The 22837-nt window shown below is 33.8% G+C and carries 28 protein-coding genes and 1 tRNA gene; 8 read left to right on the forward strand and 21 right to left on the reverse strand.

From position 1 onward, the window contains the following. The first annotated feature begins 481 nt into the window (after positions 1–481). A tRNA-Trp gene (locus F0460_RS14205) sits at positions 482–552 on the forward strand. A 35-nt stretch (positions 553–587) separates the two neighbouring features. On the opposite strand, the gene F0460_RS14210 is transcribed toward F0460_RS14205, so the two are convergent. The 6 genes from F0460_RS14210 to F0460_RS14235 form a co-directional block, all read right to left on the reverse strand. Then, the gene (locus F0460_RS14210; protein ID WP_150014387.1) at positions 588–1610 is read right to left on the reverse strand and encodes a porin family protein; all 1023 of its coding nucleotides are present in this window, start codon (positions 1608–1610) and stop codon (positions 588–590) included. A gap of 98 nt (positions 1611–1708) precedes the next feature. Then, positions 1709–2740 (reverse strand): hypothetical protein, encoded by a 1032-nt coding sequence (locus F0460_RS14215; protein ID WP_150014389.1) that lies wholly within the window; start codon positions 2738–2740, stop codon positions 1709–1711. Between the two features lie 6 nt (positions 2741–2746). After that, a complete protein-coding gene (locus tag F0460_RS14220) occupies positions 2747–3373 on the reverse strand; it encodes a hypothetical protein (RefSeq protein WP_150014391.1) in 627 nt (208 codons plus the stop codon). Beyond that, positions 3374–3907 carry an RNA polymerase sigma factor gene (locus tag F0460_RS14225; protein WP_150014393.1) on the reverse strand — a complete coding sequence of 178 codons (534 nt, stop codon included), beginning with the start codon at positions 3905–3907 and terminating at the stop codon, positions 3374–3376. Positions 3908–4184: 277 nt separating this feature from the next. Beyond that, positions 4185–5225: a 23S rRNA (adenine(2503)-C(2))-methyltransferase RlmN gene (rlmN, locus tag F0460_RS14230; protein ID WP_150014395.1), complete on the reverse strand. Its 1041-nt coding sequence runs from the start codon at positions 5223–5225 to the stop codon at positions 4185–4187. Positions 5226–5250: 25 nt separating this feature from the next. Continuing rightward, the gene (locus tag F0460_RS14235; protein ID WP_150014397.1) at positions 5251–5430 is read right to left on the reverse strand and encodes a hypothetical protein; all 180 of its coding nucleotides are present in this window, start codon (positions 5428–5430) and stop codon (positions 5251–5253) included. Positions 5431–5604: 174 nt separating this feature from the next. On the opposite strand from F0460_RS14235, the gene F0460_RS14240 reads away from it, so the two are divergent. Next, on the forward strand, positions 5605–6246 hold the full coding sequence (locus tag F0460_RS14240) for an O-methyltransferase (protein ID WP_150014399.1): 642 nt from the start codon (positions 5605–5607) through the stop codon (positions 6244–6246). 19 nt (positions 6247–6265) lie between these two features. Here F0460_RS14240 and F0460_RS14245 read toward each other — a convergent pair whose 3' ends face one another. Genes F0460_RS14245 through F0460_RS14260 form a run of 4 tightly spaced genes read right to left on the reverse strand, consistent with a single transcriptional unit; the run spans position 6266 to position 8760 of the window. Next, complete coding sequence (locus F0460_RS14245) at positions 6266–6856, reverse strand: phosphatase PAP2 family protein (RefSeq protein WP_150014401.1); 591 nt, start codon at positions 6854–6856, stop codon at positions 6266–6268. Then, a complete protein-coding gene (locus F0460_RS14250; RefSeq protein WP_223810827.1) occupies positions 6856–7248 on the reverse strand; it encodes a Sec-independent protein translocase subunit TatA/TatB in 393 nt (130 codons plus the stop codon). Before F0460_RS14250 ends, F0460_RS14245 begins: the two co-directional genes overlap by 1 nt. A 34-nt stretch (positions 7249–7282) precedes the next feature. After that, positions 7283–8011: a hypothetical protein gene (locus tag F0460_RS14255; protein WP_150014403.1), complete on the reverse strand. Its 729-nt coding sequence runs from the start codon at positions 8009–8011 to the stop codon at positions 7283–7285. 50 nt (positions 8012–8061) lie between these two features. Further along, entirely contained in the window at positions 8062–8760 is a 699-nt protein-coding gene (locus F0460_RS14260; RefSeq protein ID WP_150014405.1) for a hypothetical protein, read from the reverse strand. A gap of 108 nt (positions 8761–8868) precedes the next feature. Here F0460_RS14260 and pepE point away from each other — a divergent pair, with 108 nt between their 5' ends. The 4 genes from pepE (at position 8869) to F0460_RS14280 (ending at position 12108) form a co-directional block, all read left to right on the forward strand. Further along, on the forward strand, positions 8869–9576 hold the full coding sequence (pepE, locus tag F0460_RS14265) for a dipeptidase PepE (protein WP_150014407.1): 708 nt from the start codon (positions 8869–8871) through the stop codon (positions 9574–9576). Between the two features lie 274 nt (positions 9577–9850). After that, positions 9851–11200 carry an acyl-CoA dehydrogenase family protein gene (locus F0460_RS14270; RefSeq protein WP_150014409.1) on the forward strand — a complete coding sequence of 450 codons (1350 nt, stop codon included), beginning with the start codon at positions 9851–9853 and terminating at the stop codon, positions 11198–11200. Positions 11201–11254: 54 nt separating this feature from the next. Continuing rightward, a complete protein-coding gene (locus F0460_RS14275; RefSeq protein WP_150014411.1) occupies positions 11255–11569 on the forward strand; it encodes a GNAT family N-acetyltransferase in 315 nt (104 codons plus the stop codon). 5 nt (positions 11570–11574) lie between these two features. Beyond that, positions 11575–12108, forward strand: a complete 534-nt coding sequence (locus tag F0460_RS14280; RefSeq protein WP_150014413.1) for a hypothetical protein — start codon at positions 11575–11577, stop codon at positions 12106–12108. A 37-nt stretch (positions 12109–12145) separates the two neighbouring features. On the opposite strand, the gene F0460_RS14285 is transcribed toward F0460_RS14280, so the two are convergent. The 3 genes from F0460_RS14285 to F0460_RS14295 form a co-directional block, all read right to left on the reverse strand. After that, positions 12146–12349 carry a hypothetical protein gene (locus F0460_RS14285; protein WP_150014415.1) on the reverse strand — a complete coding sequence of 68 codons (204 nt, stop codon included), beginning with the start codon at positions 12347–12349 and terminating at the stop codon, positions 12146–12148. Between the two features lie 50 nt (positions 12350–12399). Then, positions 12400–12873: a hypothetical protein gene (locus tag F0460_RS14290; RefSeq protein WP_150014417.1), complete on the reverse strand. Its 474-nt coding sequence runs from the start codon at positions 12871–12873 to the stop codon at positions 12400–12402. Between the two features lie 67 nt (positions 12874–12940). Beyond that, positions 12941–13978: an NAD(P)-dependent alcohol dehydrogenase gene (locus F0460_RS14295; RefSeq protein ID WP_150014419.1), complete on the reverse strand. Its 1038-nt coding sequence runs from the start codon at positions 13976–13978 to the stop codon at positions 12941–12943. A 142-nt stretch (positions 13979–14120) separates the two neighbouring features. On the opposite strand from F0460_RS14295, the gene F0460_RS14300 reads away from it, so the two are divergent. Beyond that, a complete protein-coding gene (locus F0460_RS14300) occupies positions 14121–14666 on the forward strand; it encodes an SIMPL domain-containing protein (protein WP_150014421.1) in 546 nt (181 codons plus the stop codon). Between the two features lie 369 nt (positions 14667–15035). Next, on the forward strand, positions 15036–15272 hold the full coding sequence (locus tag F0460_RS14305) for a hypothetical protein (protein WP_150014423.1): 237 nt from the start codon (positions 15036–15038) through the stop codon (positions 15270–15272). Positions 15273–15319: 47 nt separating this feature from the next. Here F0460_RS14305 and F0460_RS14310 read toward each other — a convergent pair whose 3' ends face one another. The 8 genes from F0460_RS14310 to F0460_RS14345 form a co-directional block, all read right to left on the reverse strand. Further along, positions 15320–16324 carry a toxin-antitoxin system YwqK family antitoxin gene (locus tag F0460_RS14310; RefSeq protein WP_150014425.1) on the reverse strand — a complete coding sequence of 335 codons (1005 nt, stop codon included), beginning with the start codon at positions 16322–16324 and terminating at the stop codon, positions 15320–15322. Positions 16325–16396: 72 nt separating this feature from the next. Further along, positions 16397–18436, reverse strand: a complete 2040-nt coding sequence (locus F0460_RS14315) for a prolyl oligopeptidase family protein (RefSeq protein WP_397361893.1) — start codon at positions 18434–18436, stop codon at positions 16397–16399. A gap of 134 nt (positions 18437–18570) precedes the next feature. Next, positions 18571–19422: a hypothetical protein gene (locus F0460_RS14320; protein ID WP_150014429.1), complete on the reverse strand. Its 852-nt coding sequence runs from the start codon at positions 19420–19422 to the stop codon at positions 18571–18573. A gap of 75 nt (positions 19423–19497) precedes the next feature. After that, positions 19498–20232, reverse strand: coding sequence for a hypothetical protein (locus F0460_RS14325; RefSeq protein ID WP_150014431.1), 735 nt, complete (start codon positions 20230–20232; stop codon positions 19498–19500). Positions 20233–20256: 24 nt separating this feature from the next. Next, positions 20257–20913, reverse strand: a complete 657-nt coding sequence (locus F0460_RS14330) for a hypothetical protein (RefSeq protein ID WP_150014433.1) — start codon at positions 20911–20913, stop codon at positions 20257–20259. A 138-nt stretch (positions 20914–21051) separates the two neighbouring features. Further along, a complete protein-coding gene (locus F0460_RS14335) occupies positions 21052–21786 on the reverse strand; it encodes a hypothetical protein (RefSeq protein WP_150014435.1) in 735 nt (244 codons plus the stop codon). A gap of 10 nt (positions 21787–21796) precedes the next feature. Then, the gene (locus F0460_RS14340; protein WP_150014437.1) at positions 21797–22237 is read right to left on the reverse strand and encodes a hypothetical protein; all 441 of its coding nucleotides are present in this window, start codon (positions 22235–22237) and stop codon (positions 21797–21799) included. 149 nt (positions 22238–22386) lie between these two features. Continuing rightward, positions 22387–22836: a DUF4625 domain-containing protein gene (locus F0460_RS14345; protein ID WP_150014439.1), complete on the reverse strand. Its 450-nt coding sequence runs from the start codon at positions 22834–22836 to the stop codon at positions 22387–22389. Position 22837: the final 1 nt, after the last annotated feature.

A 22837-nucleotide genomic window follows, 5' to 3' on the forward strand; every position in this document is an offset into this window, starting at 1 on the left:
TATTTGTCTAAAGCCAACTTTAATTTACAATAACCCCCTAACTAAAGTTCAGGGCAATTGATGTATCAAAATAACTTGAAACCTTAAACCATTAACCACAGATTCATTGATTTACACGGATTTTTATTTAAGACTAAAAACCTAAAACTTACAACACACAACCTAAAACAAAATCGCGTTAGAGATAGCAGCGGATAGCCCGCAGCGAGGAGGCACGACGAGCAAGGACTTGGAGCGAATAGTTCGCCACCAAATACTTAATCGAATTTTATGTTAGCTTCTATGATGATTTTTCCAGATTTTGTTTTGAAACTAAATGTAAGGGGAACGCCCGAATTACTATATATAATGTATGGGTGGTTTCTATAATATAATTTAAAGGCGCTGAACTTAAACAAATTAGGTTTTAACAGCAATTTCTTTGGATGATTTATTAGGTTTTATTAGCTTTTTGCATTTATATTTGCAACCGAAATGTTCTACGGGTGTAGTTCAAGGGTAGAATAGCGGTCTCCAAAACCGTTGATGGGGGTTCGAATCCCTCCACCCGTGCATAAAAAAACCAGCTGATTAGCTGGTTTTTGTTTTTATAATCCTAACTGAAGTCCGATACTCCAATAGTTTTGATCTACTACGTTGTTACTGAACACAGGGCTTAAATCGTATTTTAACACTACTTTAAAGTGGTCTTTTCCTGCATAAGCTGTTAAGCCGTATTGAAAATCGTTTACATTCCAATCTCCTTTTTGTTGTTCTGAAACTTTGTATCCATCGGCATTTTCGTATCTGATGAATTGTTTTGAGTTGATGTTGTAACCAACGTATCCACCTACTCCAAAGTTAATTCCTTCTTTTGTTGTAAAACGACGGTTTGCTTCGTTATACACTTTTGAAGTGGTTGTAAAATCTAACGAAATAGGAATAGTTACATAGGTGTTGCGGAAATACGCGTAATTTTTACGCAATTGTTTTGTTGATGCAGTTGTAACTGTTTGATTTCCTGCTAAAGCAAATTCACGATTTTGCGTTGTTGCCAAACCGTTATATTTAAAGCCTAAACCGTAACGAATACCCCATTTGTTATTGGTTTTGCTGAAAGGTGTACGTGCGGCAACTCCCCATTCGAAGTAGTTTGAACGCATATAACCGAATTCTGAATTTGCAAAAGCGCCATCGGTAGCTACGTTACCTACGCCAAATGCTAAATAAGGTGTTGTTTTGGTGCCGTATTTAACTACGGTATCCATTTGAACGCCCATTGCAAAATCGAAAGGTGATGTTTCTTTGCCCCAATCGTAATCGTAATTTTCATCGGCCGCATCTACTTCCTCAAGCTCTTCAACAACTGCTACGACATCTTCAGCAGGATAACCTTGTACATAAACCGGTTGTTCGTTTGAGAATTTTGTGATGATTTGATACGCTTGATCTTTTGTGATTCGACCGTTATCAACCTGATCGTTAACTACTTTTATTTTTTCGCTTAAGGTTAGGTCCTCATTTGCTTGTGCTGTTTTTATAGCAACATTTTTTTCGATAACAGTATCGATATTCTGTGCCTGAACAGACATACCAAAGGCAAACACTGCAAAACATAGTAATTTTTTCATTTTTTGTTCTTTTTAATTTTTATAGTGAGTAGCGTAATTTAGTAATTTGTTACAGTGAAAAGCAAAGGCTGTGCCGTTTTTAACATTTTATTATAAATTTATAATAATTCAAAAACAACACTTACATTAAGCACGTTTTGATCTGCAAATGAATTTTTAAATACTTTATTTAAATTATATTCTGCTTTTATACTAATGTCTTTATATCCAATATACGCACCAACTCCATAAATAAATCTGTTAGAATTAAATTTTGCTTGGGTAGATTCTCTGTATTTATCTCCATTTTGTTCATACACAATATTTCGACTAATTCCATTAAAACCTATAAATCCACCAGCGCCAACAAAGAAAGACCGACGTGATTTTATGATTTTATTTCCGAATTCATCTACCTTATGCTTTGAAAAATCGTACTCCATATAATTTGCTAGCTTAAATTCGGTCATATACATGGTAGATTTTTTTACAGGAAAACCAATATCAACTAAAACGGTTTCGTTATTTACATTTTCAAACGATTTATTATCGTTAAATTTAAATGTTTGCCCGGTTACTTCAATTATTGATTTCCAGAAAAAAGGTGAAGTTTCTTTTCCCACTCGCGTTTTAGCTCCTAAACTTAAACCAAATGAAGAAATGGCACTTTTGGTATTGTAAATATCTTGCTTTGTTTTACCGTTAACAACCATAATACTTTGTCCGATATTATAATCGACTACAAATAATGTTTTATTTTCTACCAACTGCTTTTGGTACGTACTCATGTCGGTACTAAAGTTGATATTGTCTTCGATTTTATTATTAATCAGCACCTTGATTTTATCTTCCTGAACTTTAGTTTCCTCTTCAATTCGTTTGGCATAAAACTCGGCTTTTTCGTTGCGTAACTTATCAGCTTCCACTTTAGTTAATTGATTGCTTTCTACTTTTTGATCGATTTCGTTCAAATCCTGTTTCAGCTTTTCTTTGTTGTTCTTAATGATTAAATCGATATCATACGAAATATCGTTTACCTTCTTTGTAAACTGATTTGCCGACTGAACCGGACGTTTGTCACTAAAAAATTCTTGTGCCTGAACACTTAAAATGCTCAATAAAAATGCGGTGGTTAAAATTAGTTTTTTCATATTGTGTTATTTAGAATGTACTACAACTGTGTTTATTTCTTTTACCTTTTTCCAGAAATTTTGTCCGTTCGAGATCATGTTGTCAGTTTGGCGTTCCATTTCGGCGCTTCGCAACAACTTGTTTGGGTTAACATAAATCTGGTTTTTGGGATTTTGAACCGATGCAATTTCAGTAGAAACCATTTTCTCTACCGGAAAAGCATCTTCTTTAACTTTATTTTGCTGAACAACGTACACTTCCCTATTTACTTTTTCGGAAATTTTTTCAGGAATCTTTTTAATTGTTGTTGATTGCTTTCTCCTATTTTCTATTTTCTGCGGAACATCATCTGCCTTTACAATTTGATTATTTTTTTGCGGCTGCTGAATTTTATTTAATACACTATCTTTTATTACGTACGAATTATTTGAAGCAGGATTGATCAATTCTTTATCTTGCTTTTGCAACAATGTAAACAGCCCGAATAGCACAACAACCGATGCTGCAACTGCCCAATAAATTCTATTTGATTTTTTTGGTTTTGCCTGCGGTTCGTTTAAAAGATTTTCCATTCGCTGCCACGCATCTGCCGATGGTTTTATTTCGCGGCGTTGGAAAAAATCTTTTATATCTTTTTCAAAATCCTCCATCATCTATCGTATTAATTCAATTTGTTGTTTCAGTAATTTTTTAGCGTAAGCCAGTTGCGATTTCGATGTTCCTACGGAAATATTCAGCATTTCGGCAATTTCCTGATGTTTGTATCCTTCAATCACATTCAACACAAAAATGTATCGGCAGCCTTTCGGCAAATCGTCAATCAGTTTTTGGTAATCGTTCGATATTTCGTAGGATTCTGAAACCACACTTAATACCGACTGATTGGCATCTTCTATAAAATCGAGTTCTTTTTTTGATCGAAGAAACGACAAGCTTTCGCGAATCATAATCTTACGGATCCAACCTTCAAAACTTCCGTCGTTCCGGTACTGATTAATGTTTTGAAACACTTTCATAAAGGCACACAGCATTACATCTTCGGCATTGTGAAGATCTTTAATATACTGCCTGCAGGTACTTAACATGGTTGGCGAAAACTGATCGAACAGTTGTTTTTGTGCCGCACGGTTGTTGTTTTGTACCTGATTTATTAATTCAGACTCGGTAAAACTTTTTTTTAGATTCAATTGTTTTGACTCTTTACATACATAGACGCAAAAGAAACGGAAAAGGTTGTAAGAAGATTGTTTTTTTTTAAATATTTTTGGAAAAGGATCTTAAAATGCGGATTTACAACTAACTAAAATTTAAAATGAAAAATGTAATTTTTATAAATAGCCCGGATTGCAGCGGTATCCTTTCTTGTTGCCCTCGACTCGGCTCGGGCAACAAGAAAGATATAGCGGAAAGCCGGAAAAGCTTCAAATAAACAACCTGCAAAGTGTGATACCTTGCAGGTTGTTTTTATGATTTATTAGCCAATTGTCCGCAGGCAGCATCAATGTCTTTTCCGCGCGATCGGCGTACTTTTGCTACAATACCGGCATTGTCTAACGCTTTAAGATACGCATCGATAACAACTGGATCGGCTTGTTGAAATTCGCCATCATCGATTGGGTTGTATTCTATGATGTTTACTTTACAAGGCACATATTTGCAGAATTTCACCAGGGCATCAATGGCTTTTTTATCGTCGTTAATGCCTTTCCAAACCACATATTCGTAAGTGATTTTGCTTTTGGTTTTTCTGTACCAATATTCTAACGCTTCACGCAGTTCGGGTAAAGGAAAACTTTTGGTAAAAGGCATGATTTTGTTTCGGGTTTCTTCGATTGCCGAATGCAGTGAAACAGCAAGGTTGAATTTAACCTCATCGTCTGCCATTTTTTTGATCATTTTTGAAACGCCCGAAGTGGATACGGTAATACGTTTTGGCGACATTCCCAAACCTTCGTCTGAAGTAATTTTTCCGATCGCTTTCATTACATTCGGGTAGTTCATCAACGGTTCGCCCATTCCCATGAATACAATGTTTGATAGCGGACGGTTGTGATACAGTCGGCTTTCCTGATCGATAGCCACTACCTGATCGTAAATTTCATCGGGTGCCAAATTACGCATGCGTTTTAAACGCGCCGTTGCACAAAAATTACAGTCTAAACTGCAACCAACTTGGCTTGACACGCAAGCTGTTGTACGTTTTTCGGTAGGAATTAAAACAGATTCTACAATTAAACCATCGTGTAAACGCACCGCATTTTTTATAGTACCGTCGTTGCTGTGCTGCATGGTATCTACCTGAATGTGGTTTATTACAAAGTGCTGTTCCAACAAAACACGGGTTTCTTTTGATACGTTTGTCATATCATCAAAACTATGCGCGCCTTTGCTCCACAACCATTCATACACCTGATTGCCGCGGAAAGCTTTATCACCCTGCGCCACAAAAAAGTCACGTATCTGCTCTTTGGTTAAACTGCGTATGTCTTTTTTAACTGTATTCATGCTGCAAAGTTACAACAAAAAACAGCTATTTTATATTTTGAATTTCGGTTGAAGGTGCTGTAGTGGATTTTGTGATTTTTGCTTTGGCAAGTAAATCAGCATCCTGATCGATATTTGCTGTTCCTAAAGATACAATTGCCGTTAAAACCATTGCGCAGCTTAAAAATCCAATCCCAACAATGGCATTTTTTAAAGTAGTGTTCATGTTTTTATTATTAAATAGTTTCTAAATATAGTATTTTTACATAACAACGATAAAAAATAACGATTAATTGTTTGAAATTTAACATTTTAAGAGTTAGTATTAATAAATTGCAAATTACAAAACGTTGAACTATTTATAAAATTGTTCGTTATCTTTGCCGGAAAATAAAAGTATATGCATTTTATTTCAGAAGAATTAGAGAATTATATAGAAAAGCATTCTGCAGCCGAACCCGAGCTTTTACAGCAGTTAAATAAGGAAACGTATCAGAAAATTTTGCAACCACGCATGTTAAGCGGTCATTTTCAAGGGCGTGTGTTAAGTATACTTTCTAAAATTATAAATCCAAAACATATTTTAGAATTAGGAACCTACACCGGTTACGCTACTTTGTGTTTGGCAGAAGGTTTGAAAAGCGATGGAACTATTGATACCATTGATATTAATGAAGAATTGGAAGATATTCAACATAAATATTTCAATACTTCTGCATTTAAAGATCAGATTATTCAGCACGTTGGTAATGCTTTGGATATAGTACCTACTTTAAATAAAAAGTTTGATTTGGTTTTTATTGATGCCGATAAGGAAAACTATATCAATTACTGGAATTTGATTGTACCTATTATGAATAAAGGCGGAATTATTCTATCGGACAATGTTTTATGGAGCGGAAAGGTTTTAGAAGATGTTCAGAAAAACGATAAATCAACACCTATACTTTTAGAATACAACAAAATTGTAAACGAAGATCCACGAGTTGAAACGGTTTTACTACCAATACGCGATGGTTTAACAGTTAGTAGAGTTTTATAAAACAACAAAAAAACGCTTTCTATTGTAAAGCGTTTTTTTGTTGTTTGTCCGTTAGTTTGTATTTATTGTTGAAATATCTAAAGATATAATAGAATAAAAACCCTGATGAAAGTCCGAAAATGTATCCGCATAAAATATCTAACGGATAATGCAATGCCAGATAAATACGTGTGTAGGCAAAGATCAATGGAAAAAAGAAAATAAGCCAGGCGTATTTGTAATATCTTTTCATTATTAAAAAGATGATTAAAATAGAACCGCTAGAATTTGATGCATGGCCAGAAAAGAAACTGGGACTGCCGGCTTTTCGTAGCACACGTAAATAAGGTTCTATCAAAGGATCGTTCACCGGGCGTAATCTGTCAACACTGTATTTTACAAGATTGGTCATTTGATCGGTAAAAACAAAAAAAACGGTTAGTATCAATACTAAAAGTCCGAACTGTTTTAGTGAAATCTTTTTTAACAGTAAAAAAATAATGATTAAAAAAAACGGCCACCAGTTAATTTGGTGGGTAATGTACATAAAAATAGGATCCAAAAAATCGGTTCCTAAATTGTTTAAGTAGATCAAAAGCTGCTGATCTTTTTCAATAAGGTTTTCAAACATTAGTTTTGGCGTTTAATTGGGCCAGTCATTGTTTCAATATCTTCTTTGGCTTTGTCAATTTCCTGCTGCACATCGTTTAACGGATTGTACTGATCCATGTCTAAATTGACCGATTTTTTAATATCATCAATACCAATTCGCTTTTTAATATCCTCTACATTTACGGCTTCCTTAATATCTTTAATCACTCCGGTTTCATCGACACTTTTAGTAATTTCGGACTTTAATTCGTTCGATGCACTTTTAACCTGATTGATTACTCGTGCCAAACCGCGCGCCATTTCGGGAACTTTATCTGATCCGAAAAGCATTAGAATAACGCCTATAATCAGTACCATTTCGCCACCACCGATGCCTAAAATAAGCGGACTTATATATAGATTTAAATACATTTTGATTATTTTATTACAAAGTTACGTAAAACTATTATTTTAAAACCTTTACAATTTCTAAAAATTCTGTAGCTTTTTCTGTGTACATAATGTTAAGCTGCGTAATATCTACTGTTTGGTACGATGTTACAATGATTGGATCTTGTGCCATAAAGTATCCGAATGCCATGTAATATGATTCTGGTATTTTTAAACGTTCGGTATAAAATTCTAACGGAAATTTGTTTAAAAGTTGTTGTACAAAAAGATGCTCCCCTTCTAATTCAACCGCTTTTTTAAGCATTTTTGTTCTGCCTGTTATTGCGTTTACAATGGCATCTACAGGAATAATTCCTCCGTTAGATGTTGTTGCTGTGTGTAATCTTCGTTGTGCCGGAGTGAATTTGCGTGCGCCGCCCAAACCTAAACTTTCGGTTGTTACACGGCGATCTATCACTAATTCTTCCAGTATATTTTCGGCGTATTCCATTGGAACAAAAACCAGCGATTTGTTCATATCGGCGTACGATAAAACTTTTTCGCGACCTATTAAATGTACTGCCGAAAAAACAAGCGTATCGTTCGGGTTTGCGTCAATAGAAAAATAACCGCCTTTTTGTGTTAATGCAGACGTTTTTGTATTTACGTTTTTTATATAGATGCCCTCTAAATCTCGTGCCTTTGACACCACTTTACCTAACACCTTTTTTTGCTGTGCAAAGCCGTTTAAACTTCCCAACACTATAAAAAACAGCATTATTATACAAGTAATTATTTTTTTCATATTGCAAAACTATTCATTCTTTTATCAGCACAAAATGTATTATCACTTATTTAACGCTTGGTTTGTGCTTCTTGCTCTAAAAACTGAAACGATTTGTCTAACAAATACATACGCCATTTAGCTTCGTCGCCACTTTTAATGTATTCGTCAACAATATAATCATCATTCAAGTAATAATAAAATTTTTCGACCAATTCATCGGGAATTTTCAAATAATCGGTCATAACGCTTCTTGGCAAACCCGCAACATAAGGGTTCATTTCGGTTGGGCGGCGTTCAACAAATACTTCGCCATCGCTTTCTTTCTTCATTTTGCCCAACAACCATAGAAACATCGCCTTAAAATCCATATTTGGGTTAGGATTTCTTTTGTAGATGTATTTATTAATTACTGCGGAATCAAAACCCAACGATTTCCCCGTGATTTTTTCCACTTTGATTTCCCGTAAAACTTCGGTCAATGGTTCAGGATATATACGAATTATATTGTTTTGAAGATCTTCTTTCTTTATAAAATATTTCAATTGATAAAACTCGTTTTCAATCAATGCCAGTTCATCGTTTGGCTGCACATTTATTACAAAGTAACCGCCAGCATCGGTTGATACTACTTCTTTTGTTGCAACATTGATCACTTTTAAAGGAAAAATACCAACTTCGGTAATCATCAATCGCATTTTATGTTCGTTTCTTTCTTGCGCAAACGAAGCAGTTGATACAAGAAATACCAAAAAATAAAAATATTTCATAAGTGTTTATTTGGATTTCAACAAAAGTATCAGCAAAAACGTTAAAACATAATCAACGTTTTGGCAAACAAATGTTAAATAAATAAGTTTGTTGTTTATTTGTAACTCATGAAGAATTTAATCATAGCAAGTACCTCAACTGTTTACGGTTTAGGATATTTAGAATATTTACTGCCGGTTTTAAAAGATCATTTTAAAAATGTAACCACTATATTGTTTATTCCGTATGCCAGACCGGGCGGAATTTCGCACGACGATTACACGGCTAAAGTTGCCGAAGCCTTTGCACAAATCGATAAAAAAGTAGTGGGTTTACACACTTTTGAAAATCCTGTAGAAGCTATTGAAAAAGCCGAGGGAATTTTCACAGGCGGTGGTAATACCTTTTTATTGGTTAAGCAATTGTACTGGTACAAAGTAATGCTTCCGTTAAAAGAAGTATTGCAAAACGGCACGCCTTATTTGGGATGTTCGGCAGGTAGCAACATTACCGGTTTAACTATGGAAACTACGAACGATATGCCTATTGTGTATCCGCCGAGTTTTCAAACATTGGGAATGGTTCCGTTCAATATCAACCCGCATTATTTAGATCCTATGGAAGGATCAACCCATATGGGCGAAACGCGCGAGACCCGTATTAACGAATTTCATTGCTTTAATTCGCAACCCGTTTTAGGACTTCGTGAAGGAAGTTGGTTAGAAGTTTGCGGATCAAAAATCATGTTGAAAGGTAGTTTATCTGCGAGATTGTTCCGTCAGAATCAGCCACCGATCGAGTTGGAAACCGAAACCGATTTATCAAACTTATCATAAAAGCGATCTTAAACAGATCGTTTTTTTATTGACTGTAACTAGCATTACACCAAGATATGTTTATGCTCGTCACTTCGAGTAAGTTTTCTATCGAAAACTTACTCGAGAAGTCTTTGAATTATAAGTTCTCGACAAGCTCGAACTGACGAAAATCTTAATTATATTTTGGTTTGGTATAAACTTCTTAATAATCATTTTTTTTAAGACCTCACAGGTTTTAAAAACCTGTGAGGTCTGAAAATCAATTTCTTTTCGTATCTTGAAAAGAAAAATCATGCTGGATAAAATTAAGAAAACCATTGAATTAATTCAGGCAATTGATATTGGTGCACTGCAAAAACTGAATGAGAAAGTCGATCTAAAAAAACTGATGGAATCTGTAGGTTCTTTAAACGACGATCAACTGAAAGGAATTGTTCATTTGCTGAACAATGCCAATAAAAAACATGAAGTTCCGCCAATCGATGCCGATTTTTATGACATTGGTGATAAACTTTCTGCGGATGATCGAGCCTTGCAGTTAAAAGTTCGAGCTTTCATGGAAAAAGAAATCGCCCCAATTGTGAACGAATACTGGCTTCATGATGAATTTCCTAAAGAAATTATTCCAAAATTAGCCGAACTAAATATTGCCGGATTAAGCTTCGATGGATACGGCTGTGCAGGAAAATCGTCTTTATTAGAAGGAATTATCGCTTGCGAACTGGCTCGGGTTGATGCTTCCATCGCAACATTTTTCGGTGTGCAAGGCGGTTTGTGTATGGGCAGTATTTACACCTGCGGATCCGAAGAGCAGAAACAAAAATGGTTACCATCTTTACAGCAATTCAAAAAAATTGGCGCGTTTGGACTGACCGAACCCGAAGTTGGTTCAGGTGCTGCCGGTGGATTGACTACTACCTGCAAAAAAACCGAAAGCGGTTGGGTGTTGAACGGACAAAAAAAATGGATTGGCAATGCTACGTTTGCTGATATTGTGGTGATCTGGGCACGCGATGTTGCAGATAATCAGGTAAAAGGTTTTATTGTTGAAACAAATACGGAAGGATTTTCGGTTGAAAAAATCAAAGATAAAATGGCATTGCGTATTGTTCAAAACGGATTAATTACGATGAAGAATTGTATCGTTCAAGAAGAAAACCGCTTACCAAACGCCAATTCGTTTAAAGATACCGCTAAAGTTTTACAAGCTACACGTGCCGGCGTTGCCTGGATGGCGGTTGGATGTGCTCGCGGAGCTTACGAAAATGCGTTGGCGTACACCACACAGCGCGAACAGTTTGGCAAACCAATTGCGGCTTTTCAGTTAATTCAAAATCATTTGGTAGAGATGCTTTCCAATTTAACCGCCATGCAAACAATGGTTTTTCGTTTGTCTGAATTGCAAGACGAAGGTAAGTTGAAAGATGAACATGCCTCGTTAGCCAAGGTTTTCTGTACTTTAAGGACTCGGGATATTGTTTCGCGCGCTCGTGAAGTTATGGGCGGAAACGGTATTTTATTGGAATACAATGTGGCTCGATTCCTTGCCGATGCCGAAGCAATTTATTCGTATGAAGGTACCAAGGAAATAAATTCATTAATTGTAGGACGAAGCATTACCGGATTTTCGGCTTTTGTTTAAATCAATTAACATTCATAGCAATCCAAAAACATATCTTTACAAAAAAGAAAAAATATGAAAGAAGAATTTATAGTACTTAACGTTGTAAAAAACAATAACAACAATAGATTTGAACTGACAGTAGATGGCTTTACCGCTTTTATAGACTTTAAAGAAAAAGACAATGTTATTAAGTTGATTCATACCGAAAGTCCGCCTGAATTAGCTGGGCGTGGTGCGGCAACAGCACTTATAGAAAAAACATTAGTTTATTTAGAAGAAAACAATTACAAATTAATTCCACTTTGTCCGCTTGTGTTTGCATACATTAAACGCCATTTAGAATGGAAACGTATTGTTGATGAAAGTTTTAACGGTTTTAAAGATTAACATTTATGAAAAAACTAATCATGATTACCGCACTTTTAATGTGTTTTGTTGGATCGGCTCAAAAAAAGAAACCGAAGAAAATTGTTCCGCCACCACCTGTTAAAGAAGTTCCTCCTCCACCAAAAATAGAAGAGCTTCCTTTTGAAGATGATGAAAAAAAATGTTTTGTTTTTAAAGCTGAAGAACAGAAAGATTCTTTAACGTATGTAACCGAAACCCTTTTAGAATATGGTTGGAATAACAATTTGGCTCGAATGATTATTACCACTTACAATTATGATTCGGTTAAAAAAAATCAAGCCGATGAAAATGGCGAAATTTTAGCTTTAACGCAGAACTTACAGTTTATAAACGGAACTTATAAAATAGAGAAGGATGTTTTTACTTTTACACCTGAAAAGTCAGAAAAATTTAAAACTCGATTGTTTAAAATTACCTATAAATCCAAAACTAAAAAAGTCGATTTTTTAACAGACGAAAATAATAATAAGTTACAAACTGGTGAATGTTTAGAACCAATGGTTAAGATGAGTATGTAAAACAAAAAGCTCTTGATTTCTCAAGAGCTTTTTGTTATTATTTTAAAATCTGTAATCGTTTTGTTACTGATTTTATCCCAAAATAAAATCCGGATAAAATGGTAAAAATAATGGTAAGCATGGCTACATATTCTGTAAAACGCATCAATACATTTGGTTCTTTAGCATCGCCGTCTAACAAAAAACCTGCTGTTGTAATTACCGAAGCAAGTGCTAAAATGTTTATAACTGATTTTTTCATATTAAATTAATTTAGTTACATACAAAACGATACAACTGCTATTTTATTGCCTATTTTACTTTTTCGCAATTAAAATCAAGAGAAAGTTTAAATACAAAATTCCCTTCTTTTTCTTCACTTGTTAAATTGAAATTAAAATTAGTACTGTTTAACAATTTCACATTCATTGTTTGAGTATAACTAGTTCCGTCAGGATCAACCATAGTATAATCTACTTTATTTTGAGCAGTGTGATAAACATAAGTACCTTCGTCTGTTTCCCATTTACCTTCTTCATCATTATAAGAAGAAACTGAAAATTTGTTTCCTGATTTAAACTCAAAAATAGTTCCCACCACATTATCCAAATCAATATCTTCATCTGGTAATGGTTCTCCGTTCACAGTAGCTTCCACGTCATACGTTTTAACTTCCCATTTACCATGAATAGGGGAAGTTTCTGCAACCACCTGATTGTCATCGTTCTTATCACAAGAAACAAAAGAAAATGATACGGCAACTAATAGTAATAATACTTTTTTCATATTTGTCTTTTTAAAATTAATAAAGGGCAAATATAGACAATAATTAAGAAAAGTAAAAAACCGGTTTTTACAACGTTTTCATATCAATTACAAAACGATACTTCACATCAGATTGTTGCATGCGCACATAAGCTTCGTTAATTTCGTGCATGTTGATTACTTCAACTTCTGATACAATTCCATGCTCACCACAAAAATCTAGCATTTCCTGTGTTTCTTTAATTCCACCAATTAACGATCCGGCAATGTTTCTGCGTTTGTTAATCAACACGCCACCATGAATCGGGAACGGTTCAATTGCACCAACCATACACATGGTTTTATCGAGTTTTAACAACAATAAATACGGATTTACATCATGCGTAACCGGAATGGTGTTTAAAAGAAAATCGAAACTATATGCATGTTGTTTCATTTGCTCGGAATCTTTAGAAATTAAAACCTCATCGGCACCTAATTTCATGGCATCTTCGCCTTTACTTGCCGACGTTGTAATCATCACCACATGCGCACCCATTGCTTTGGCGAACTTAACGCCCATGTGACCTAAACCACCTAAACCAACAACGCCCACTTTATCGCCTTTTTTCACGTTCCAATGACGCAGTGGCGACCAGGTTGTGATACCGGCACACAATAAAGGTGCTACGTTTTCTAAAGGTAAATTGGTTGGTACGTTTAACACAAATCCTTCTTCAACCACAATGTTTTCTGAATAACCGCCGTATGTAATGCCGCCGTGTTTGGAGTTTTTAGAATTGTAGGTTCCGGTAAATCCGTTTTCGCAATACTGCTCTAAACCTTCATCGCATGAATGGCAATGCTGGCACGATTCTACCATACAGCCAACGCCCACAATATCGCCTACTTTAAATTTTGATACTTCGCTACCAACAGCTTCTACCCTACCAACGATCTCATGCCCTGGAACTGACGGATAATTTGTTGGTCCCCAATCTGATTTTGCCGTATGCAGATCGCTGTGGCAAACGCCACAATATTCTATTTTAATAAAAATGTCTTTCGCGTTTAAAGTTCTTCGTTCTATAGTATGTGCACCCAGCGGATCTACCGCATTAAAGGCTGCGTAAGCTTTTGTTGCCATTTTTTATTGAATGTTTGATTTTATAAAGTTATGAATTTTAAGTAACAGAATTTACTAATTATAAATTGTTTAAAAAAAGACTATATTGCAATTTATTAAAATGCTTAGATTTTTAGTAATTCTCATTTTAAAACAATAGATCATGAAGAAAATATTACTTATCCTTGTTGTAATACTATCTATAAATGTGTATTCACAACATGGCGGAAATCAAATTTACAGGAATTCACGAAATTATGACCGCTTTGTGCCACAATCAATTTCAAACTTTATATCCACTGATTCTACCGTTGTATTTACTGCAAACATTCTACTGAATGAAAAAGCAGATTTATACAAAATCACTTTCGGCGTTAACGAAGAAAAAGTTTCTTTAAAAGAAGCTAATGAAGGTATCAATAAACGAATAAATAGTTTTGAAAAAAAATTATCTTCTTTAGGAATTAAAAAGGAAAATATTTTTATTGACTTTATTTCGCAAACAAAAATATATGATTTTGATATTGATGAATCTTCAAAATCAAGCGTGCAGAAGTTTACAGGATTTGAAGTAAAGAAAAACATCATTATTACATTAAGTGATTATTCTAAAATTGAAGATATTATTTCTGAAGCTTCTAATTTTGAAATTTTCGATATTATAAAGGTTGATTATATGAACAATGATATCGAGAAAATTAAACAGTAATTATCAAATGAAGCGCAAAATGTCATAGATAGCAAACAGAAAAAATATTTTACTGCATATAAAAGAGAAATAATTGGTGAGCCAAGAGCAAATGAAAGTTTTTATGCGGCTCATCCAAAAAATCAATATCAGGAATACAGTGCTTTTGAAAGTTCAGAAATTTCTTCTTATAATTCCAACAACCATATAAAGAAATTAGAAAGAAAATCAAAAACATTTTATTATGAAGGAGTTGACTATTCGATATTTGACAAAGTTTTAAACCAAGCAAATCCTGAAATTGGAATTCAATATATTTTGAATCTAATTGTAACTTACGATGTAAAAAAGAATAAATAGTCTTTATCTTTGTGGTTTAAATAAAACGTTATGGGAAAAGAAACGAAAGAAGGTTTATACCAAGGCATCATTGAAAAAGATGAAAAAGGAAATTATTTCTGCGGACCTTATTTGTTAGATTATAAATTTACAGAAGCTAATTTTAAGTTAGGCGATAAAATAAGTATTAAAACATTGATTAATAATCCAAGTGATATTAGTTTTGAACAGTATCCTAAAAAATCAATGAAATTTTCGCTGGCTAACGGCGACAAACCTTCTAAATAAAAAAATCCATCGCGTTAAACGATGGATTTTTTGATTGATGTTTATGCTTAAAATTTCTCTTCTTTAATTAAATTTCCATTTTCAAAATATCCCTTTTTTATTAGTTTTCCGTTTTCATTAAACTCCTCCAATATTCCTGTAGGCGCATAAGAATTTTTAACAAAACCTTTTACAGCAACAATCCCATTTGAGTGATATTTAAAAACCATACCAGATAACTGTTTATTATTGTAGGCACCATCAAATTCTAACAAGCCATTTTCTTTCCATTGTTTATATGGTCCTTCCAACTCATCTTTAACAAAAAATTTTAACTGCTTAATATTACCGTTAGAGTAAAAGCTCTCAGATTTTCCTTCTGCTTTATTATTAATCCAATAAATATATTGTTCAACATTACCATTTTCATAATAAAACGTATGTAAACCATGCGGTATTCCATTCTTCCAATTAGTTTCCTCTTTTAATTTACCATTTTCATACCAATGTTTAACAATACCATTCGTTTTGCCATTAACTTTGTTTTCTTCTGACAATTTAAGTCCACTTTCATAAAACCAAATAATTTTTCCAGTACCATTCTCAAGGTTTTGAATCCATTCTGGTTGTCCGCTTTCGTAATACCTTATCCAATTATCATTAAAAGTTCCGTTGGTTAACTTTCCTTCTTCGTAAATCTGACCATTATGGTATTTCTCTAAATAATCCCCATCTTTTAGATAAACATATAATATAGTATCTTTTTGATGGATATGATATTTAATAACTTCACCTTGTTCATTATATCTGTAAACTGTATCAACATGAACTTTATTTTTTAATTTACCCTTTTCGAAAAGTTTTCCATTGCCATAAAATAAATGATAAACTCCGTTTTCTACTGTAGTTTCATCAGTTATTGGAATCCAAGAACCTTTACCTGAATCTTCATCAATCCAATACGCCCAATTCTCGTTTCTTTTAGATTCATCGTTAAAATCACCTTCTTTACAACTAATAAGAATAAAAACTGTAGCTAGAAATAATATACTGTTTCTAAATAAATTCATCATGTTGCTAATTTAATAAAAAACACCTACAAGAATAAATATCTTGCAGGTGTTTAGTAAATATAATGTTTTAAACTACAACTTCGTAACGCCCATATTCCAAAGGGTGAAGGCCTGAATATCGGCATTTTCGTTAATGGTTTGCTGAACCGATTTTCCTGCACCGTGACCTGCATTCACATCAATACGAATTAACATTGGGTTGTTACCCACATTTTTATCCTGTAATTCAGCAGCGAATTTAAAGCTATGTGCCGGTACTACTCTATCGTCATGATCACCAGTTGTAACCATTGTTGCCGGATATGAAACTCCTGCTTTTACGTTATGAACCGGCGAATATCCTTTTAAATAATTAAACATTTCTTTAGAATCTTCTGCCGTTCCGTAATCGTAAGCCCAGCCTGCACCTGCCGTGAACGTGTGGTAACGCAACATATCCAACACACCAACAGCCGGTAAAGCTACCTTCATTAAATCTGGCCGTTGTGTCATGGTTGCACCAACCAACAATCCTCCGTTTGATCCACCGCGAATTGCCAGTTTCTCGCTCGATGTATATTTTTCTTTAATTAAATATTCGGCTGCTGCAATAAAATCGTCGAACACATTTTGCTTTTGCATTTTTGTTCCTGCATCGTGCCATTTTTTACCGTACTCACCACCTCCACGTAAATTCGGTACTGCGTAAATTCCGCCATTTTCTAACCAAACCGCATTGGCAACACTAAAGCTTGGTGTTAACGACACATTGAACCCTCCGTAGGCATACAACATTGTTGGGTTTGTTCCGTCTAACTTCGTTCCTTTTTTATAGGTAATCATCATAGGCACTTGCGTACCATCTTTAGATGCGTAAAAAACCTGTTTAGATTCGTAATCGCTTGGGTAAAACTTTACTTTTGGCTGCTGATACACTTCTGATGTACCCGCAACGATATTCATTTTATAAATAGTTCCCGGCGTAATATAGTTGGTAAACGAATAGTACAAATCTTTCGCATCTTTTTTTCCACCGAAACCACTTGCTGTTCCCAAGCCCGGCAACTGAATTTTGCGAATAAATTTACCTGAATAATCAAACTGTTCAACAACCGAAACGGCATCTTTCATGTATCGAGCAAAAAAATATCCGCCGGCTTTAGATAAATCAAGTACGTTATCACTTTCTAAAATCAAATCTTCCCACGCGCTTAAATTAATTACTTTAACCGCATCTACCACCATTAATTTTTTATTGGGAGCTTTTAGATTTGTTTCGATATACAATTTCCCGTCTTTAGAATCAATTATCGAATAATCGTTATCAAATCCTGTCACAATGGTTTGAATTTGGCTGTTTGCTTTTGTTAGATCTTGAATGTACAATTCGTTACCCGATGTAGCATTTGCAGCAGTTACCACCAAGTATTTTTGATCGTTGGTAACGTATCCGCTCACGTAACGGCGTTTGTATTTTTCACCAAACACTAATTGATCGGTTTTTTGCGATGTTCCTAATTTGTGATAATATAATTTATGCTGATCTGTTTTTGCAGAAAGTTCTGATCCCGTTGGTTTGTCATAGCTTGAATAGTAGAAACCTTCGTTCTTGTACCAGCTGATTCCCGAAAATTTTACATCAATCAAGGTTTTACCAATAACCGATTTATCTTTTGAGTTTAGAACGATGATTTTTCGCCAGTCGCTTCCACCTTCTGAAATAGCGTAAGCAACCAAACTTCCATCTTCGGTAAAAGAAACATCGGCTAACGAAGTGGTTCCGTCTTTAGAAAAGGTGTTCGGATCTAAAAAAACTTCTTCTTTGCCCGATTTGTCTTTTCGATACAAAACCGACTGATTCTGCAAACCATCATTCTTATAATAATAGGTAAAATCGCCTTCTACAAACGGAGCGCCAATTTTTTCGTAGTTCCATTTTTCTGTCAATTGTTTTTTTAATTGATCGCGGTACGGAATCTGATCTAAATAAGCAAAAGTTACGTTGTTTTGGGAGGTAACCCAAGCGGCAGTTTCGGCAGATCTATCATCTTCTAACCAACGGTACGGATCTGCTATTTTGTTGTTAAAGTAGGTATCTACAACTTCTTTTTTTGCTGTTTGCGGATAATTCATTGTTTTATTTTGGGCATTTACGCTTTGCGAAAGGATAACCGAAGCGATAAAAATAGAACTGACTAATTTTTTCATGATTGTATTGTTGATGTTCTGCAAAATAAAAAAACTTGCCGAGGTTGGCAAGTTTTTATTTATTTAGAATATTCAATTTGATAAGTATATCCATTGAAGTGATTTTCTTCCTCATGTGCTACGTATTCTGGATAACCGTTACTATTAAATTGATAAAAATACGAATATTTTAAAATACTTCCTTGATTTCTTGTAGAGTTTACCGGATTATTAATCATACTAAAAGACATTGTTGCATTTATAAAAGTAAAACAAATATATTGCTTTAACCATTGAGGTAGATTGACCTTTTCAAAGATTCCAGTTTTATTATCATAATTGAACGAAACTTCAAGTTGGCTATAACTATACTTTAACATAGAAATATTTCCTTTGGTATCATAAGAATATGATCTTGAAAGGACATTATCTTTTTCTTCTACTTTAGTTACCCTTTCATTGTTATCAATGGATACTTGTTCAATTCTACTTGAACCTTCACTCAACTTTTCTATAGAAATTGTATTTAAACTGTATGAAAAATTATAAATAGTAGTAACTGGGTTTCCTGTATAGTCACTTACATAACTTATATTTTTTAATGTATCGTTTGAATATGTTAAATAAGCATTTGAATAGTACCCTAATTTTCCATTTTCATTTAAATTGGAAATTTCTGAAATTCGATCTTTATTATCATACTTTATTGATGTGGTTGCTAGATAAGAAAAAATCTTCACTGGTAAATTAGCACTTATAGTCATTGAGCCTCCGCCGTTATTTCCTCCTCCATTATTCCCTCCCGAACCATTCCCGGAGCCTCCGGCGCTTGAATTATTTCCCGAAGGAACAGCATTATCATCTACATAATCTGCACAACTTTGTAAGTTTATACAAATAATTGTAATAAAAAAAAATACTATTTTTTTCATATGTCTAAAAATTTTAAGGCAAAATAAAAAAACTTGCCGAGGTTGGCAAGTTTTAATTATCTGAATTATATAAGATTACTTTTTAGTGTATTCGATTGTTTGTATGAAAGTCCCATCTATAGATGAAGTTGCTTCCATTTTCACAGGATAGTTATCAGTATTATATTCATATTTTACTGTTCCTGTAAAATTATCTTCTGGAAAATCTGAATCTTTGTAATCGATATTTACTGCATTGTTAACTAAATTAACTTGCTCTGATACAATGTAAGCAAAAACCCATTGTGGTAATTTCACATTTTTATAAATACCGTTTTTATCGTCAAATTTAAAAATAACTTCTTCGCTATCATCGCTTTTCATTTTAGTTATATTTCCGTTGGCATCGTAAGTATAATTAAAATATCCGTCGTTAAGCAAATTACCTTTACTATCTAAGGTTAATATTTCGGTGTCATTATGTGTTTGACCATTAAACTCAGCTTTCATGCTAACAGTCAATTTTGTTCCAGACTGAGAAAAAGTATAGAACGTTTTAATATTATTTTCTGTAGTAGTAGCTTCAACCAATTGCTCGCCAGAATAAGTAAATGTATATTCATACCCATCGCTTTCGGCAATTTTAGTTAATTGTGCTTTGTTATTGTATGTAAAAACCGTTGTACCGTCATCTGCAACAATTTTCGATGGTAGGTACATTTTTGATACACCTACTGTTCCTTCTTCTGTTGTGTTGTTATCATCGTTTTTATCACAAGACGTGAACATTAATCCGGCTAAAACAAATGCCGATAATACTAATTTTTTCATAAGTATATATTTTAAGAGTTAAAATTATTTTTTAGTGTATTCTACTTTTATGTAATAATCTTCGTTTGAAAACAATATTTTTTCAGGAAAATTATATGTATTGTAAGTATAATTGATTGTTTGAGTATCGGTTTCTGATGATTCTAAATCTTTATAATCAATGTTTATAGAGTTGTTAACCAAATAAAAAAAGTAATCGTCTAAAAGAAAAACATACAGCCATTGTGGCGTTTTTACATTTTTAAATACACCGTTTTTAGTGTCGTATTCAAAAGAATATTCGTCGTAAGGACTGGTAACTTTCTTTATATTTCCTGCAGTATCGTAAGTGATTGATCCGCCATCGTAACCTACTAACCTACCTTTAGCATCAATCGTAAAAGCATCTACTGGTTCTGGATTATCATCATAAGAAATCAATACATTATTGCCTTGATAGGTAAAAGTATAATCAGATGTGTACGTATTTTCTGTAGTAACTTCTTCAACTTTTGCCGAAGTTACTAAATCACCGGTATAGTTAAGTGTAGTTGTAATGGTATAATCAGAATCGCCTTGCTTCATCTCGGTAATTCTGTTTTTATCGTCGTATTTAAAAGTAACCGGACCACTATCGCCGTAAATTTTTGAGGGAAGATAAATTGCGTTGGTAGTTAGATTCGTCTTCTTTATCTTTTTCACAAGAAGTGAATGCAAAACCAACAAAAAGCAGGGTTGCAAAGATTATTTTTTTCATAAGTTAATTTCTAAATTTGGTGCAAATATAAAACTCCTTTCCATATAAACAAGAAAGGAGTTTATTTATAAGAAGTTAATCTTTTAATAATTAATGGTATAAACTTCGTTATTTGTAGATCCGTTTTCGGTGTAATTCACAGACATACGCGTTGGATAACCCGCAATAATATGCTCTACCGGATACGAATAGGTTTCAGACGAAGTGTAGGTTGTTCCTTCATATTCTGAAACGTTTGTTACAGAAATCGGATTATTTTCTGCGAAGTAATGTAAATCAAAATCGCTTAAAAGCAATACCCATTTAGGCGAAGTCGTGCCACTTAAAATACCTTTATCGTTATTATAACTCGCAGTAGTTGTAGAACTTTCATCGACAACTTTTACAATATTTCCTTTGGTATCGTAGGTAAATGTTGTGACATCACCAAAGTTGTTAAAGTTTAAAACCTGACCTTTATCGTTAAAGTTCACCATGATGTAATCATTGTCTTCATCGGTCACTTTTGCCTGATTTGCTGTAGGATAACTAATCGTATACGAACTGGTTTCGGTTCCAGCAGGATCGTTATAAACCGTTACAAACTTTATTAATTTACCTGTGCTATCATACGTAAAAATAGTTTCAGTATATTCTGTTTCAGAATCTTCATCGGTTACCTTAACCAACTGTCCACTTGCGCTGTATGTAAACAGCAAATTGCCGTTTACGCTGGTTATTGATATTGGAAGCTTTTTTATATCAGCAACATTGTCATCGTTTTTACACGAAACAAATACGGCTGATGCCATTAAAACAGGTATTATAATCTTTTTCATATATTTTGAATTATTCCGCTGCCGGATAAACAATACGGATTGGCTTGTAATAGGTTGAAACTCTTTGATTAATATCTGATGCTTGCACCTTTATAATATATTCGCCTTCATCGTAAATCTCTTTATCAACTTTTGCTGGTAAAATCACCGTCTGTTTTTGATTAATTTCAGTGTAAGAACCTTGCAGATCAAATAGTTTTTGTTCTACAGTAAATTCTTTAGGTAAAAAATCTTTCGAATAAATTTCATACGCATATTCATAAACGCCTGTTTGATCTGTAAATCTAAAGTTCATGAACAAATCTTCGCCAAACTTAAATTCTTTATTATCTGGAATATTGGTAATTTCAATCGTAGGGCCAACAGAATCTGGATCTTCGTCATTACAGCCTACAAAAGTAAAAGCAGTTGTTAGTAAAAATAAAAGGCTTATTTGTTTGAAAAATTTCATAATTAAATTCATTTAATCTTCAAAGATAAACGAATAATTTCAAATTTTAGTATTCTTGAAATGTGGTTAACATTTAGACTTTAGTTAATCTTTTAATAAAAAAATCCCAAACCTAAGTGATTTGGGATCTGTAAATAAAAATGAATCTATTAATGACTGTGATCGTGACCAATAAAAATCTCAACAAACTGCTGGTTTTGGTTACCGTTTACATCTAAAACCGTAATTCCAACATGGTAATGCTCTTCCGGTGCATCGGCAGGAATAGTAATTGCATGCTCTAAAATATAAGCTGTTGGTTTATTCGCAATTTCGCCAACAAAAGAATACTCAAAATCTTCAGCTAAAAGCTGTTTTGATTTATGCTCGTGACCGTCTTCTGCCGAGTGAATTTCGATTTTATAACTTGCCAAACCTACATTATCTGCCAAATTTGCTTTTACTGTAAAAACCGATCCCGGTTCAACTTCCTGATGATCTGTTGGTGTTATAATTTCAATAGTTGGTTTTGTTGTATCTATCACTGCATCATCGTCTGAACATGATGAAATTGCTATTAAACTGATTATTGCGAAACTTAAACTTGCTAATTTTTTCATG

Source organism: Paenimyroides baculatum (assembly GCF_008629655.1).
GTDB lineage: Bacteria > Bacteroidota > Bacteroidia > Flavobacteriales > Flavobacteriaceae > Flavobacterium > Flavobacterium baculatum.

What these genes read in the sequence shown, in the direction of transcription:
- rlmN (WP_150014395.1), bottom strand. Translation starts at nt 5,225, where the DNA reads ATGAATACAGTTAAAAAAGACATACGCAGTTTAACCAAAGAGCAGATA.
- F0460_RS14300 (WP_150014421.1), top strand. Translation starts at nt 14,121, where the DNA reads ATGAAGAAAATATTACTTATCCTTGTTGTAATACTATCTATAAATGTG.
- F0460_RS14255 (WP_150014403.1), bottom strand. Translation starts at nt 8,011, where the DNA reads ATGAAAAAAATAATTACTTGTATAATAATGCTGTTTTTTATAGTGTTG.
- F0460_RS14235 (WP_150014397.1), bottom strand. Translation starts at nt 5,430, where the DNA reads ATGAACACTACTTTAAAAAATGCCATTGTTGGGATTGGATTTTTAAGC.
- F0460_RS14245 (WP_150014401.1), bottom strand. Translation starts at nt 6,856, where the DNA reads ATGTTTGAAAACCTTATTGAAAAAGATCAGCAGCTTTTGATCTACTTA.
- F0460_RS14280 (WP_150014413.1), top strand. Translation starts at nt 11,575, where the DNA reads ATGAAAAAACTAATCATGATTACCGCACTTTTAATGTGTTTTGTTGGA.
- F0460_RS14285 (WP_150014415.1), bottom strand. Translation starts at nt 12,349, where the DNA reads ATGAAAAAATCAGTTATAAACATTTTAGCACTTGCTTCGGTAATTACA.
- F0460_RS14275 (WP_150014411.1), top strand. Translation starts at nt 11,255, where the DNA reads ATGAAAGAAGAATTTATAGTACTTAACGTTGTAAAAAACAATAACAAC.
- F0460_RS14325 (WP_150014431.1), bottom strand. Translation starts at nt 20,232, where the DNA reads ATGAAAAAATTAGTATTATCGGCATTTGTTTTAGCCGGATTAATGTTC.
- F0460_RS14240 (WP_150014399.1), top strand. Translation starts at nt 5,605, where the DNA reads ATGCATTTTATTTCAGAAGAATTAGAGAATTATATAGAAAAGCATTCT.
- F0460_RS14215 (WP_150014389.1), bottom strand. Translation starts at nt 2,740, where the DNA reads ATGAAAAAACTAATTTTAACCACCGCATTTTTATTGAGCATTTTAAGT.
- F0460_RS14250 (WP_223810827.1), bottom strand. Translation starts at nt 7,248, where the DNA reads ATGTATTTAAATCTATATATAAGTCCGCTTATTTTAGGCATCGGTGGT.
- F0460_RS14320 (WP_150014429.1), bottom strand. Translation starts at nt 19,422, where the DNA reads ATGAAAAAAATAGTATTTTTTTTTATTACAATTATTTGTATAAACTTA.
- pepE (WP_150014407.1), top strand. Translation starts at nt 8,869, where the DNA reads ATGAAGAATTTAATCATAGCAAGTACCTCAACTGTTTACGGTTTAGGA.
- F0460_RS14345 (WP_150014439.1), bottom strand. Translation starts at nt 22,836, where the DNA reads ATGAAAAAATTAGCAAGTTTAAGTTTCGCAATAATCAGTTTAATAGCA.
- F0460_RS14270 (WP_150014409.1), top strand. Translation starts at nt 9,851, where the DNA reads ATGCTGGATAAAATTAAGAAAACCATTGAATTAATTCAGGCAATTGAT.
- F0460_RS14260 (WP_150014405.1), bottom strand. Translation starts at nt 8,760, where the DNA reads ATGAAATATTTTTATTTTTTGGTATTTCTTGTATCAACTGCTTCGTTT.
- F0460_RS14340 (WP_150014437.1), bottom strand. Translation starts at nt 22,237, where the DNA reads ATGAAATTTTTCAAACAAATAAGCCTTTTATTTTTACTAACAACTGCT.
- F0460_RS14290 (WP_150014417.1), bottom strand. Translation starts at nt 12,873, where the DNA reads ATGAAAAAAGTATTATTACTATTAGTTGCCGTATCATTTTCTTTTGTT.
- F0460_RS14305 (WP_150014423.1), top strand. Translation starts at nt 15,036, where the DNA reads ATGGGAAAAGAAACGAAAGAAGGTTTATACCAAGGCATCATTGAAAAA.
- F0460_RS14310 (WP_150014425.1), bottom strand. Translation starts at nt 16,324, where the DNA reads ATGATGAATTTATTTAGAAACAGTATATTATTTCTAGCTACAGTTTTT.
- F0460_RS14220 (WP_150014391.1), bottom strand. Translation starts at nt 3,373, where the DNA reads ATGATGGAGGATTTTGAAAAAGATATAAAAGATTTTTTCCAACGCCGC.
- F0460_RS14335 (WP_150014435.1), bottom strand. Translation starts at nt 21,786, where the DNA reads ATGAAAAAGATTATAATACCTGTTTTAATGGCATCAGCCGTATTTGTT.
- F0460_RS14295 (WP_150014419.1), bottom strand. Translation starts at nt 13,978, where the DNA reads ATGGCAACAAAAGCTTACGCAGCCTTTAATGCGGTAGATCCGCTGGGT.
- F0460_RS14210 (WP_150014387.1), bottom strand. Translation starts at nt 1,610, where the DNA reads ATGAAAAAATTACTATGTTTTGCAGTGTTTGCCTTTGGTATGTCTGTT.
- F0460_RS14315 (WP_397361893.1), bottom strand. Translation starts at nt 18,436, where the DNA reads ATGAATTATCCGCAAACAGCAAAAAAAGAAGTTGTAGATACCTACTTT.